The organism is Bacillus sp. FSL M7-1345, assembly GCF_038006985.1.
In the GTDB taxonomy this organism is placed as follows: Bacteria; Bacillota; Bacilli; order Bacillales; family Bacillaceae_G; genus Bacillus_A; species Bacillus_A cereus_U.
In genome coordinates this window covers 2738504-2752439 of the sequence record NZ_JBBOWG010000001.1, presented here as the reverse complement: position 1 = coordinate 2752439, position 13936 = coordinate 2738504, and the positions used below count along the sequence as shown (strand labels likewise).

The window sequence follows — 13936 nt, the reverse complement described above, 5'->3', positions numbered from 1 at the left end:
GAAGTGCCTCTAAAATTCACTTGAAAAGGTGTGAGAACTATGATCGAAATAACAAGTACGATAACACTCTATCCATTCGTAAAAAATAAACACTGTTTCCAAATGGATGAAACTGATATTACAAACTTTACATTAACAATTGATCAAGGGGATAGCCGAAAAATTCCGCTTTTACTAATCTTAAGAGATCCTAACGGTTATGTACGTATACAATATCAAACTCCAATTGTAAATGAAAAACTAGTCGTTTCGAAAGATTCAAAGTTTTGTTCTGCTGGTTGTATTGGAGGAGACATACAGTCAGGTAATTGGGAATTAGAAGTCGTATATATCCCTCATTGTGCAAAGAAAGTAGTGAAATTTACTGGGGAAAAAGTTGACTATACAGTAAATATAGAAGTGAATGATCAGTTGGAGCGAAAGTATAATAGAGAGCATTTTTGTAAGGGCAATGTTTTTATCGATGAAGACCGTTTTAATAAGGTAGTAAATGAAGAACATCGCTGGTACAAAGGGGATTTTCATGAACATACAGATTTAACAGATGGCGAGATAGATGATGAACTTGGAATGAAAGTATGTGAAAAACAAGAATTAGATTTTTTATATGCGACGGAGCACAATATTATTATGCCATCTTATGAAAAAGGAAACACATTAATTATACCATCTATGGAACTTACAACTCCTTATGGTCATTACAATATATTTGGCATAAGAGAATTTGTTGATTTTACAGAGTATGTAGATGAATCATTTAGTGCTGAAAAAATGAATGTACTATTTTCACTCATGAAAGAAAAAGGGTATTTATTGAGTGTGAATCATCCATTTATGAAGCCTTGGGCGAACCAAGTTAATATTAACTTAGAAAATGTTCATACGATGGAAATTATGTGTGATCCAACGTATAAAAAAAGTAAATCATCTACTTTAGAAGCTTTGCGTTGTTTCGATCAAATGTGGTCAAATGGTCTTAAAATCTGGGGAATAGGAGGAAGTGACTCTCATTTACATCCGTCTAAAACATTCCCAGGATCAAAAGACCCATCCATTTACGGTGATCCAGGCACATATGTATTATGTAACGGTTTATCAATTAAAAACTTGAAATTTGCGATCAAAAACGGAAGAATTTATTTCTCTCGATTTAGAAAACTAACGATAGATATTCAAAACGAAGGTGAAACGATTGCTGTCGGCGATGAGGCTAAAGGAAATATTGTTTATAACGTTCAAACAGATAAACCGTGTGAGTGGAGACTACTTATAAATGGAAGAACGATTGAAAAAGAATACGGCAGCGATGCAACTTTTGCATTCTCTTTAAATGAAGGGGCGTACGCTAGAGTTGAGGGATGGGAAGAGGACGAATTAGTAGCATTTATTAATCCTATTCATAATAAAGTTCAGAATAAAAATATAAAAACATGGAATGAAGTTATAGGGGGAATAAAAGGTGAATAAAGCGATTATTTTTGATAAAGATGGAACATTAATACAGTTAGATTCAGTTTGGTACAAAATTGTGCATCGTGTGTTAGATGATATATTTCAAACGTATCCAAATGAAAAAAGTAAACGAGATGACTACTTAACGATTATTGGTATGAATGATAACGATTTTGAGAGTACGAGTTTACTAGCTTGTCGCACAAATTACTTTATTGCGGCTGCATGGTATTCGTTGCTAGAAAATCAACATGTGAATAAAGAGGGTTTTATTCAAAATGTATGTCTTCTATTCAAAAAGTACTCTACTGCAGATGATCTTGTATTTACAGAAGTGGAAGGTGCAAAGGAAACGTTACGATATTTAAAAGACAATGAATATATTATTGGGGTTGTTACGGCAGACGATGTTGATGCAGCTATTCATTCTCTGAAAATGACTGAGTTATATGATTATGTAGATTTTTTAGGTGCAGATGATGGTGTGAATAGAACAAAACCTGAAAGTGACTTTTATCATATGTTTAAAGAACAATTTTCACTAACTGAAGAAGATGTGCTTATGGTAGGTGATACATTAACAGACGTTACATTTGCAAGAAATAGTAACATTAAAGTAGTGGGCGTCTTATCGGGTGCGAGCAGGAAGGAAGATTTAGAAGGAAAAGCGGATTATATTTTAAACAGTATGAAGGATATTTCGAAGATTTTATCATTCATGTCATCATAATTTTTAACAATATCTATAAATATAGCTCGAATTCTAGGAGGATATTATGGCTCAACTATCATTCAAAAACATTTACAAAAAATATGATCATGATGTGACAATCGTAAAAGATTTTAACCTAGAAGTAAATGATGGAGAATTTATCGTTTTGGTTGGCCCTTCAGGGTGTGGGAAATCTACAACATTACGTATGATTGCAGGACTTGAGGAGATTTCAGAGGGCGACTTTTATATTGATGGAAAGCGTGTAAATGATATTACACCGAAAGATAGAGATATTGCAATGGTATTTCAAAACTATGCACTTTATCCGCATATGAGTGTGTATGAAAACATGGCATTTGGATTAAAACTAAGAAAGTATAGTAAAGAAGAAATTGAACAACGTGTGCAACATGCAGCAAAAATTCTTGGGCTTGAGCAGTATTTAAGCCGGAAGCCAAAAGCACTTTCAGGTGGTCAGCGTCAGCGTGTTGCCTTAGGCCGAGCGATTGTTCGAAATGCAAAAGTATTTTTAATGGACGAGCCTTTATCAAACTTAGATGCGAAGCTACGCGTTCAAATGCGTGCTGAGATTACAAAATTACATCAACAGCTGCAAACGACATCTGTATATGTCACGCATGATCAAATTGAAGCTATGACGATGGCGACGCGCTTAGTTGTACTAAAAGATGGGATTATACAGCAAGTCGGTACACCGAAAGAAGTGTATGATAATCCAGAGAATGTATTTGTCGGCGGATTCATTGGCTCTCCTGGAATGAATTTTTTCAAAGGAGTATTAACAGATAATGCAGTTATGATTGATAAGTGGAAAATTGAAGTGCCAGAAGAGAAGATGAAAGGCTTGCGAAATAAGGGCTATACGAATAAAGAAATCATAATAGGAATACGTCCAGAAGACTTTTATTATGGAAAAGAAATCGAGGATTTACCATATAACGCAAAAGTAACGGTATGTATTGATGTAGCAGAACTAATGGGAGCAGAAACATATCTATATTCTAACATTAATGGACAATCTTTTGTTGCACGTGTGGACACATCTTTAGATGTGCAAAGTCAATCAAATATAGAGCTCGGTTTAAACATGGACAAAGTTCATTACTTTGATTCAGAAACTGAGAAACGGATTGTTTTATAGATAATAATTAATATGATTATACCTTTAGAATTTCTTCAACTACTACAAATAAATGAATAGCAAAAAGCCGATTATCCTTTAGATTACAGGGAATCGGCTTTTTTATATAAAAGATTGCTTAGCGTATATTATCAAGACCTAAATCCAAAAAACACTTAAAATATCACGCTCCTAACATATTGTATATGACTAATATGTTAGGAGCGTTTATTTTTGGTAATGAGTTTTGAAACTGAATTTGAATAGTATTTTTCTCAATCTGGATAAAAATAAGGAAAGTACCATAAACGGTCGTTTTGGGTACTTTCCTTAATTCTTTGTAGGTTTAAATTAAAGCTCGATCAAAAACATGTATTAGAAACATATAATTTTTCTTATTTAATTAACAGCGGATAGGTGTCTGCAAATAAATTATATCAATCAGAAGTTGTCTACAAAGAAATATGTGATTCTAAAATTGTTGCGGAACTAGCCGTTGCATACCGAAAGACGAATATAAACCCAGAGTTACAAGAGTTTTTGAAAATAGCGAAAGGCAAGGCGATGAACACATTTACAAAATGACGAGAAAATGACAAAACTGTAAGAATGCACGAATGTATGTAAGAAAGTTCGATGTTTTCCTTTTTCTTTTTTTATTATAGTGAAAAAGAAGAAAGAAGAAGGAGATGTCATACTCATGGTGATGCCTATTTTTATGAAAGTAAAAAAAGCGTGGGAGGGGAAGGAAGATGACGTTTTCTCAGCTCGCGTTTAAAAACGTTAGTCGAAATATACGTACGTATGCCGCTTATTTTTTAAGTGAAAACGTCATGTTAGAGGAAGAAACAGTACATTCACATAGTTAAGAAGTAGTTAAGTCCCATTTAAACCTTTTTTCCCATAATAAAATTATAAGCGTACAAGAAGGTTGGTATTTTTAGATGAGTACAATAATCAAAACTATTCGTGTAATGAAGGTATATGGCAATGAGTTAAACACCTTACTATAAAGGAGGGATTTGAAAATGTCTTTTTCTCAATTCAATATTGATATTTTTCGAGCAATTAATGATTTAGGTAAACAATATTCATTCCTAAACTCAGCCATGGTATTTTTGGCAGAATATATGGTATATATTTTTGGTTTAATTATTATAGCTTATTGGTTTACCGGGTCCAGAAAAAGTAGGATGATGGTTATTCAAGCGATGGTTGCTTTTGTGATTGCTGAGGTGATTGGAAAAATAGCAGGGAAATTTCATTTGAATTATCAACCGTTTGCAGTATTGCCTGATGTTAATAAACTTGTCGACCATGCTGTAGATAATTCATTTCCTAGTGACCATACGATTCTCTTTTTTTCGATTTGTTTTTCGTTTTTGCTTGTTCGTAAAAAGACTGGATGGTTATGGATTATACTTGCATTTTGTGTAGCGATCTCTCGTATTTGGGTAGGGGTTCATTATCCTTTTGATGTTGTAATAGGGGCTTTAATAGGATGTGTTTCAGCGTTATTTTCGTATTGGTTAGTACCGGAATTTTCTTTTATCAAGCAATTGCTTACTCTATATGAAAGAGTAGAGAAGCATGTTTTACCATCCAAAAACAAATCAAAGGGATTTTGAGTATACAAGTATAAAAGTTAGCGTGAAAGATACAGATGCTGACGACCTATATATGGAATGTATTCATGTTGCAGCTATTGCTGAACAAATTAAAGAGCAACAACGAATGAAGAAGGCTTCTTAATTTTGTGTGTTTGTGGATGTGATAAGCGCCCAGGTTTTAGGCAGTGTTGCGGTTCTCTTTCGTTGCAAAGTAAACGTCAAGTAACTCCAAAATATACAATACAAGTTGATTTTGGAGTTATTTTTTGTTTGCTTCACTTTTTTTCGGCACTCTACAGCTAGATGGTATTACTGACACGTACAAGTTATCAACAATCTTTATGTTGAAAGAATCTTAGCGCACGAAAATCGCTTTTTGTTGGCAATGCCCTGTCACAATCAAGCTGAGAAAAACAAATAATCCAAAACGAGAAAATTCTTAAGTTGATGGATGTGTGATGCTACTCCTATGTTAAGGTTCGATTCATTTGAAACGGCAACCTCTATATTGAGTGGTGTTAAAGCGACGTATATGATAAAAAAGATGTATCGCTTGTAAAAAAATTGCATCACCTTGAATGAGCTAATACGACAAGAATCCGTTTCGGGCCTAATTAGGGAATGCAGTACAGATCAGTATATAGTATACAAGCATTCCCTTTCTATAAATACGGTATGTTTTTAATATAATTAAAAGAAAATTTTTGTGTTCTTTAATATGATGTGACATAATACCAGTTTTTTTCTATTTTTGTGATTTCTTTATATTCATTATTAAAGTCGTATTTGTTTGGTCTAGTATCATTTGGTGTGTAAATAAATCCTGAAAAATTATCTAATATACCACGATAAGTAAAAAAGAAAACAGAAATACCATTTTTATTTTGTTGAATAATTACATCCCCACCGTTTTTGGAAGTGGATGCAAACTGTTTAGGTAAATGAATTTGTCTACTATCATAATGAACATTAGGAGTTAACTCTTTATGTTCTATAAGTGCTATAACTTTTTCACGGTCTTGTTTATAGATAATAAAATCTAAATTTATATAAATCTCATTAAATGGTATACATATCCAAGTAATTACTATGATTAGTTGAACAATTAACGGTTTCCAATTTTTGTATTTGATAAGATGTATGATTGTGAAAATTAATATTAAGAAAAACAATCCATGAACTATTATTGAAAGAAATGGCATAACAAATGGGGTAAGGAATTCAACTAAATACCATTTAAAAAAATGATAAAGTATAAGAGCGATACCGCTTATTAATGTAATTTTGGTTAAATTCTTATTCAAATTTTGAATCTCCTTTCTATACTAAAAACTATGTGATTTTAGTATGAATATAAAATGTATTTTTTCATAAATTTCCCTTATTTTCATTATATTAACTTTGTATGATTAATATTTTGAATATATCATAGATTTAAAATTAAATAAACGGACATTAAATTTTTATATTTTATAAAGAATAACAGTTAAATAAAAGTGAAGGAAGTTTTCAAAATAGACTAGTTTTTTATTTTAAATTTAATTTGATTTGTTTCATGAAATAGATCCAGTTCCGGTAAAATCAGTTGCAACAAGTGAACATTACGTTCATCGATAGAATAAGGTGAAACTAAGCGGAGCATATCAAAGTCGGTGTCACCGACTTATGGGACAGCTCACTTCTTATTGTGGAAACGGGGCAGTACAGAAGTGAAAAAAACTCTGTGTTTCTTTTTAATTAATATATTTATTGGGAAAAACTTCGGAATTTCCGGCACAAATGCTCCTTCTATCCTATAATAGAAGCTATTTTGGACGTAAGCAATTTGTAAGGAATGAGTAAGAAAAAAGAGATTTTTATAGTATAAAATATTTATTATACCTGCGTATAACACCTACTACTAATAATGTGTTATAATACGAATTAGCAACATAAAGGAAAGGAATTAGAAAAAATGACATTACAAAATACTAAAAATTTAAAAAAACAAGTTGCTCCTTTTGAAAAATCAACGGCAAAAAAAAGTGTTTGGCAAATCATCAATACGGTAGTGCCATTTATTATCTTATGGTACCTTGCTTATAAAAGCCTGTCCGTTTCTTATTGGTTAGCATTAGTTCCATCTCTGTTAGCCGCTGGATTTATGACACGGGTTTTCATTATTTTTCATGATTGTACCCATCATTCTTTTTTTAAAAGTCGTCGTGTAAATAGAATAGTAGGGACATGTATGGGTGTTTTAACTTTATTCCCGTTTGATCAATGGGGGCATGAGCATTCCGTTCATCACGCTACAAGTGGTAATTTGGATAAGCGAGGTACAGGAGATATTTGGACCCTTACAGTGAATGAATATTTGGCAGCGCCATTTAGACTCCGTTTAGCATATCGTTTATATCGCAATCCATTCGTTATGTTTGGATTAGGTCCGATTTATGTTTTCCTACTTAAAAATAGATTTAACCGAAAAGGTGCTAGAAAGAAGGAACGCATGAACACCTATTTGACGAATGTTTTAATTGTTGCTTTAGTAGGGTTACTTTGCTGGGCAATCGGATGGCAATCGTTTCTTTTAGTACATGGTTCCATATTCTTAATAGCAGGTTCAATAGGTATTTGGCTGTTTTACGTACAGCACACATTCGAGGATTCTTATTTTGAAGAAGATAAAGAGTGGGAATATGTGAAAGCGGCAGTGGAAGGAAGTTCTTTTTATAAACTTCCAAAAATCTTGCAATTTCTAACTGGTAATATTGGATTTCACCATGTTCACCATTTAAGTCCAAGAGTACCTAATTATCAATTAGAAGAGGCACACAATAATACGCTTCCTTTAAAAAATGTACCAACGATTACTCTTGCTACAAGTTTGCGGTCACTCCGTTTCCGTCTTTGGGATGAGCAAAACAACAATTTTGTTAGCTTTAAAGACGTTAAAAATTTAGTGAAAAACAATGTTTCTATTCCAGTAAAATCAGAACTATAACTTCACCACATATAACTGACTCCCCTTAATCATTTTTGATTTAAGGGGAGTTTTTGTTTAAATAGTAGATGTACGATATAGAGAAAACGTAAATGATTTAAATTGTAATGGAGGTGGATTAGGAAATAGTAGGTATTAATATAAGAAGACGATAAAAATATTATGTTAACAATTTGAGACGATTGATATTACTTTTTTCAATAGATATTATGCTTAGTCTCTGAGTATATTTCATCTGGTGTGTATCATGTCTTACAAGAAACGTATGATTTAAAACTTGATAAAATCTGCAGCAAATACATATGAAAATGATGTTACCTTAATAAATAAAAGGGTATTACGCTATGAAATAAATGATAATAAGAATAGGTGAATTATTTTAGAATAACAAAATACAAAACGGACAAACTCAATTATCCTTGAATTTGTCCGTTCAGTTACTGGTGAAAAAGGAGGAGTATGTAAATGAAATATGCATATAGTCTAAAACTGTTAAAGATATGTGTATTCATCTAAAGTGATCTCTTTTACAGTTTTTACTCTTTAGTTTGCCTAGATAGTTCAACAGACTTTTGCGTACAACGCTGCATAGCTGAAATGATGGCTGTTCGTAAGCCTTTTTCCTCTAATGTTGCTACAGCTTCTATTGTTGTTCCGCCTGGGGAACAAACCATATCTTTCAATGCACCTGGATGCATTCCTGTTTCTAGTACCATTTTTGCAGAGCCTAACACAGCTTGAGCTGCGAATTTATATGCTTGATTTCGTGGCATACCATCTAATACAGCTGCATCTGCCATCGCTTCTATAATCATATATACATATGCTGGCGAAGAACCACTTACAGAAGTTACAACATCCATTAATTTTTCACTTACTATCTCTGTTTGACCAAAACTATTGAAAATGTTTAGTACATCTTCTAGATCTCTTTCTGTCACCATTTCATTAGGACATAACGCAGACATTCCTTCTCCAACAAGAGCAGGTGTATTAGGCATTACTCTTACAACCCTTAACTTTTTATGAAAAGCATCCTCAGTACTTTTGATGCTTTTTCCTGCAGCGATCGTTACGACGATAACATCGTTTTTTATCACTTCTTTTATTTCGTTAATTATTGATGCGTATAGGTCTGGTTTAATTGATAAAATTAAAATATCAGCATTTTTAGCTACTTCATTGTTGTCAGTAGTTGTAGTTAGCCCGTATTTTTCACTGGCATTTTTTAAATTCGTAGTGTTTAAATCTGAACAAATGATTTTATTTGAAGACACTATATTTTTGTTTAGCATTCCGCCAATTATAGCCATCCCCATATTTCCGCATCCGATGAATCCAATTTGTTTGTCCATAATAACTCAATCTGGCTCCTTTTATCATAAATTATATCGGTCTGATATTGTTATTCTAAAATAATGATTATATCTCCATGCAATATAAAGAAACATTTTAAGAGAGTGTGTGCCTTTTTGCAATACAAAATATAAAAATAAATTATATTCGACATTATGTAAGTACACGCATTATATTTAAAGATTTTATGTTATCCCGCATTAACGGGCAGTAAAACTACCACCTCAAAATTCAGGTGGGAGATCAACTGCCCGTAAACGCCCGATTGGTGAGGGCTAATAATCAGTGGGGGATGAACAAAACCCCCACTGATTAAAGTTTCACTTTATATACCTTGGTATGGAGAACAATATATGTTATTAATCGCATGAATGACAGGAGAGATTTTTTAAAAGATTTTATGTTTATGAATATGAGTATAGTTATATCAATTTTCACTATCATCCAGTATGTCCGTAATCTCATACAAGAAACTTGTCATCATATTCATTTTGCAAAATACCTCTTGACACAAAAAGGAACTATATAGCATAATATAAAAAATTAAATTGAAAATCGTTGAAGGGAAATAGTACATATGTCTTCTTGCGAAAGAGAGTGGAATTCACCGGCTGAAAGATTCCTCGTATAGAATGTATCGAACCTATCCCTGAGTCTTAAATGAAAGTTTAGGCGTACGCCTGCGTTATAGGCGCCAAGTGGATATCTATGTATATCAATTAAGGTGGTACCGCGGAACAATGACCGTTTCGTCCTTTTTATTTTATTAAGGGCGAAGCGGTCATTTTTATTTTGCCCTTTAATACTATAGGTGCAGCATTGATGAGGATAGACATAGCTGCAAACTGTATAAATAAAAGTATAATTTATAAAAACTTTGATTTTAGACTTGGGGGATAAAAAAGTGAAAAAACAACGAATTGTTGTAAAGATTGGGAGTAGTTCCTTGGCAGCGAGTCATGGAGGCATCTGTAAAGAACAACTTTCAGATCACGTTGCTGCATTGGCACGATTGAAAGAGGAAGGGCATGAAGTTTTGTTGATTACATCTGGGGCAGTCGCTGCAGGTTTTTCTGCTCTAGGGTATCCTAGCAGACCTGTGACAATTAAAGGGAAACAGGCTGCTGCCGCTGTCGGGCAAAGTTTATTAATGCAGGCATACACGGAGGAATTCCGTAAATATGGTATCGTTACTGCACAACTTTTACTAACGAGAAGTGATTTTTCTAGAAAAGAACAATACAGTAACGCTTACGCTACTTTAGGAGAGCTACTAAACCGTTCTGCTCTTCCTATAATCAATGAAAATGATTCCATTTCTTTAGAAGAGCTAACGTTCGGTGATAATGATATGCTGTCAGCTTTAGTAAGCGGACTTGTTTCGGCAGATATGCTCATGATTTTTACAGATGTGAACGGTTTATATGACCAAAATCCTCAGAAAAATGCGGATGCGAAAAAATATTATTTCCTTCCTGAGGTAACTGAAGAAATTGCTTCTCTTGCAGGAGATGCTGGCTCAAAACTTGGGACTGGCGGTATGAAATCAAAAATCGATGCTGCAAAGACGGCACTATCTCTTGGAGTGAGTGTATTTATCGGAACGGGATGTGGACAGGAGAAGTTTTTAGATGTTATGAAGGGAAAAGGTGATGGAACATATATCGGGAATGCTCCTCAAAAAGTAATTAAGATGAACAAGCAATGGATCGCGCTACATTCGCTCGTTAGCGGACAAATTGAAGTAGATGCGGGGGCAGCCACTGCCATCATTCAACATGGAAAGAGTCTTCTTCCTGCTGGTGTTACTAATGTATCAGGATTTTTCCAAGTCGGTGAAGTTGTGGAGGTAATCACGCAACAAGGGCACGTAATAGGGAAAGGACAATGCAGATACAGTGCAGAGGAACTAAGGGATTTAAAAGGTATGCAGAGCCAAGATATTCAAGCAAGAGGGGAAAGGCATAGCTATGAAGTCATCCATAGAGATCATTGGGTTTCATTTTAAGAATAGAGAGGGCAGAGTCCACTGCTCAAATTCTTTAATTCCATAGGCGGGAAACACTTAGTTGGTGGAGATAAACGGGTTTCGAATTTTTACGTATTAACTTTATAAAAGGAGGAAATGAAAATGAATGAAGTGTTAGCAAAGGGACAAAAAGCGAAAAAAATCGCTAGAGAACTTGTGCTTAAATCTACAAATCAAAAAAACGAAGCACTTGCTGCGATTGCTGATCAGCTGATAGTAGAAACAGCTTATATTTTAGAGGAAAACAAACAGGACATCGAAGAAGGTAAGGCAAAAGGATTTTCTGATTCTCTTCTTGATCGTCTTATGCTGAATGAACAGCGTATCATTGATATGACTGAAGGTATTAAGCAACTAATTGATTTACGTGATCCTGTTGGAGAATGTGTAAGTGCATGGGAACGACCAAATGGATTATCTATTCAGGAGATGCGTGTACCACTTGGTGTTGTCGGAATGATTTACGAGGCAAGGCCGAATGTGACAGTGGATGCTGCTACAATTTGCTTAAAAACAGGAAACGCAGTAATACTACGTGGTAGTTCTTCTGCTATTCATTCTAACAAAGCCATCGTTAGCGTTATTCACCGGGCGCTCAAACAAACAAGCTTGTCTCCAGAAAGCGTACAGCTCATAGAAGATACAACGCGCGATAGTGCAAAGCAGTTGTTTACATTGAATGAGTACTTGGATGTTCTTATCCCAAGAGGCGGCAAGCAGTTAATAGATACTGTAGTGAGAGAAGCATCTGTTCCAGTACTTGAAACAGGTGCGGGAAATTGTCATATTTTCATTGATGAAACAGCGGATAAACAAATGGCATTTGATATTATTATAAACGCAAAAACGCAGCGTCCATCTGTATGTAATGCAATTGAAACGATTATACTTCATGAGAATTGGGCGCAGCAATTTGGTAGCGAGCTATTTTCTTCCTTGAAAGAAAGAGGCGTGGAGCTACGTGGTGATAATAAAGCATTGGCAATTGATTCTTCTATTGCATTAGCTTCAGAAGAAGACTGGGAAACAGAGTTTTTATCTCTTACACTGGCGGTTAAAGTGGTTTCCTCAGCGGAAGAAGCGATTCATCACATAAATACGTATGGATCCATGCATTCCGAAGCGATTATTACAGAGAACGAGGAAAACGTCAGTAAGTTTTTCACATCTGTTGATGCCGCAGCACTCTACCATAATGCATCGACTCGTTTTACAGATGGATCTGAATTCGGATTCGGCGCAGAAATTGGCATCAGTACACAAAAGCTACACGTAAGGGGACCAATGGGGCTACCTGCACTGACTTCCACAAAATATGTGATTCGTGGAAATGGACAGATTCGAAGATAAGAATTATAAAAAAACAAGTGAAATAATTACAAAAGACACCCCGTTTAATTCGGGTGTCTTTTGTAATTAAAAAGAAGTCAATATTCATTTACCACACAAAAAGCCCCACAAGCATAGCACTTAATAAGGAAACAGCCATTCCGCTAACAAGAAGCTTCCAAACATTCTTACCGATTATGGATGATTTTTCCCCGCCAAATAATGAATTGTAAGTTCCATAAATCATACCTACTGTACTAAAGTTTGCAAAAGAAGCTAGAAATGTTGTGGCAACTGCAATTGTATGTGGTTGTAAAGACTTTAGGTTTGATTTTAAATCCATCATTGCAACAAATTCATTCGTTGTTATTTTTATCCCCATTAATTCAGCTACATACATAGCATCACTGCCTGTTAAACCGAGTAAAAAAGCAAAGGGACTAAAGATAATCGAGAAGATTTTTTGAATTGTTAAACCTGCTACAAAAAAGCTCAAAATACCATTTAAACATGCTGTTAAAGCTACATATCCAATTACCATAGCTAAAATAACGATAACCATATTCATTCCGACTAACATACTGTTAGAAATAGTAGAAAAGAAATCTTTTTTTTCATTTTTTGAAGGTTTATAAATAACATCTTCTTCTTTAGTAACTTCAATAGGATTTAAAACATTGGCTAAAATTAATGCGTTAATACAGTTTAAAGGAATAGCGCTGAAAATATATGTTGCTGGAACCATTGATAGATAAGCACCAAGAATGGATCCGCTGACGCTACTCATACTCATAATTCCAAAAGTCAACAAACGATTTTCTTTTAACACAGATAATTGATCACGAACAACTGCAAGTGCTTCCGTATTTCCTAAAAACATCATTTGAATGGAAAAGAAGCTTTCTAACTTTGGTAAACGAGAAATCTTTGAAATAATTGCACCTACTTTATCAATAATCCAAGTTAAGACTCCAAAATAAGAAAGGATATCAAAAAAAGTGATAACAAAAATGATAGGAAGTAATGCGCTAAAGAAGAAATCAACTGTTTGATTTTCCATAGCTGAAGGAAATGCAAATCGAATACCTTCATTCGCACATGATAGTAGCCAACTGAAAAATGATGCGATTTTATTAATGATAATACTGCCCAATTTGGTTCCTAACATAAACCACGTAATAAAAAGCTCCAATATTATTAGAATAACGATTGGTCTCCATTTTATTTTTCTTTTATTAGGCGAACATAGGAAAACGATTAATATTACAACGAAAATCCCTAACATATTTAATATGAAATGCATGTCAACAGCTCCTTG

At 34.1% G+C, this 13936-nt stretch carries 12 protein-coding genes and 1 other annotated feature; of the genes, 9 read left to right on the top strand and 3 right to left on the bottom strand.

What is annotated here, in order from left to right; translation table 11 throughout:
- The first annotated feature begins 39 nt into the window (after window positions 1–39).
- From MHB76_RS14295 to MHB76_RS14270, 6 genes are all read left to right on the top strand, one after another.
- The gene (locus MHB76_RS14295; protein WP_340986905.1) at window positions 40–1467 is read left to right on the top strand and encodes a CehA/McbA family metallohydrolase; all 1428 of its coding nucleotides are present in this window, start codon (window positions 40–42) and stop codon (window positions 1465–1467) included.
- Window positions 1460–2182, top strand: coding sequence for an HAD family hydrolase (locus MHB76_RS14290; protein WP_078174271.1), 723 nt, complete (start codon window positions 1460–1462; stop codon window positions 2180–2182). Before MHB76_RS14295 ends, MHB76_RS14290 begins: the two co-directional genes overlap by 8 nt.
- 46 nt (window positions 2183–2228) lie before the next feature.
- A complete protein-coding gene (locus tag MHB76_RS14285) occupies window positions 2229–3329 on the top strand; it encodes an ABC transporter ATP-binding protein (RefSeq protein WP_078174272.1) in 1101 nt (366 codons plus the stop codon).
- Window positions 3330–3725: 396 nt separating this feature from the next.
- Entirely contained in the window at window positions 3726–3893 is a 168-nt protein-coding gene (locus tag MHB76_RS14280) for a hypothetical protein (protein ID WP_033708081.1), read from the top strand.
- A 443-nt stretch (window positions 3894–4336) separates the two neighbouring features.
- Complete coding sequence (locus MHB76_RS14275; protein WP_002127913.1) at window positions 4337–4936, top strand: undecaprenyl-diphosphatase; 600 nt, start codon at window positions 4337–4339, stop codon at window positions 4934–4936.
- Window positions 4899–5060, top strand: coding sequence for a hypothetical protein (locus MHB76_RS14270; protein ID WP_165497469.1), 162 nt, complete (start codon window positions 4899–4901; stop codon window positions 5058–5060). Before MHB76_RS14275 ends, MHB76_RS14270 begins: the two co-directional genes overlap by 38 nt.
- A gap of 571 nt (window positions 5061–5631) precedes the next feature.
- Here MHB76_RS14270 and MHB76_RS14265 read toward each other — a convergent pair.
- The gene (locus MHB76_RS14265; RefSeq protein ID WP_078174273.1) at window positions 5632–6222 is read right to left on the bottom strand and encodes a hypothetical protein; all 591 of its coding nucleotides are present in this window, start codon (window positions 6220–6222) and stop codon (window positions 5632–5634) included.
- A gap of 650 nt (window positions 6223–6872) precedes the next feature.
- Between MHB76_RS14265 and MHB76_RS14260 the strand changes: the two genes are divergently transcribed.
- A complete protein-coding gene (locus MHB76_RS14260; protein WP_078174275.1) occupies window positions 6873–7904 on the top strand; it encodes a fatty acid desaturase in 1032 nt (343 codons plus the stop codon).
- 536 nt (window positions 7905–8440) lie between these two features.
- Here MHB76_RS14260 and proC read toward each other — a convergent pair.
- Entirely contained in the window at window positions 8441–9259 is an 819-nt protein-coding gene (gene proC / locus MHB76_RS14255; RefSeq protein WP_002161364.1) for a pyrroline-5-carboxylate reductase, read from the bottom strand.
- A 550-nt stretch (window positions 9260–9809) separates the two neighbouring features.
- Window positions 9810–10020: a binding site (T-box leader), on the top strand.
- 144 nt (window positions 10021–10164) lie between these two features.
- Between proC and proB the strand changes: the two genes are divergently transcribed.
- Together proB and MHB76_RS14245 are read left to right on the top strand one after the other, a co-directional pair.
- Entirely contained in the window at window positions 10165–11268 is a 1104-nt protein-coding gene (gene proB, locus MHB76_RS14250; RefSeq protein ID WP_078174276.1) for a glutamate 5-kinase, read from the top strand.
- Window positions 11269–11391: 123 nt separating this feature from the next.
- Window positions 11392–12639: a glutamate-5-semialdehyde dehydrogenase gene (locus MHB76_RS14245; protein ID WP_078174277.1), complete on the top strand. Its 1248-nt coding sequence runs from the start codon at window positions 11392–11394 to the stop codon at window positions 12637–12639.
- Window positions 12640–12727: 88 nt separating this feature from the next.
- On the opposite strand, the gene MHB76_RS14240 is transcribed toward MHB76_RS14245, so the two are convergent.
- Entirely contained in the window at window positions 12728–13921 is a 1194-nt protein-coding gene (locus tag MHB76_RS14240) for a nucleoside transporter C-terminal domain-containing protein (RefSeq protein ID WP_078174278.1), read from the bottom strand.
- Between the last annotated feature and the right edge of the window lie 15 nt (window positions 13922–13936).

What these genes read in the sequence shown, in the direction of transcription:
- MHB76_RS14275 (WP_002127913.1), top strand. Translation starts at nt 4,337, where the DNA reads ATGTCTTTTTCTCAATTCAATATTGATATTTTTCGAGCAATTAATGAT.
- MHB76_RS14245 (WP_078174277.1), top strand. Translation starts at nt 11,392, where the DNA reads ATGAATGAAGTGTTAGCAAAGGGACAAAAAGCGAAAAAAATCGCTAGA.
- MHB76_RS14285 (WP_078174272.1), top strand. Translation starts at nt 2,229, where the DNA reads ATGGCTCAACTATCATTCAAAAACATTTACAAAAAATATGATCATGAT.
- MHB76_RS14295 (WP_340986905.1), top strand. Translation starts at nt 40, where the DNA reads ATGATCGAAATAACAAGTACGATAACACTCTATCCATTCGTAAAAAAT.
- proC (WP_002161364.1), bottom strand. Translation starts at nt 9,259, where the DNA reads ATGGACAAACAAATTGGATTCATCGGATGCGGAAATATGGGGATGGCT.
- MHB76_RS14240 (WP_078174278.1), bottom strand. Translation starts at nt 13,921, where the DNA reads ATGCATTTCATATTAAATATGTTAGGGATTTTCGTTGTAATATTAATC.
- MHB76_RS14260 (WP_078174275.1), top strand. Translation starts at nt 6,873, where the DNA reads ATGACATTACAAAATACTAAAAATTTAAAAAAACAAGTTGCTCCTTTT.
- MHB76_RS14270 (WP_165497469.1), top strand. Translation starts at nt 4,899, where the DNA reads ATGTTTTACCATCCAAAAACAAATCAAAGGGATTTTGAGTATACAAGT.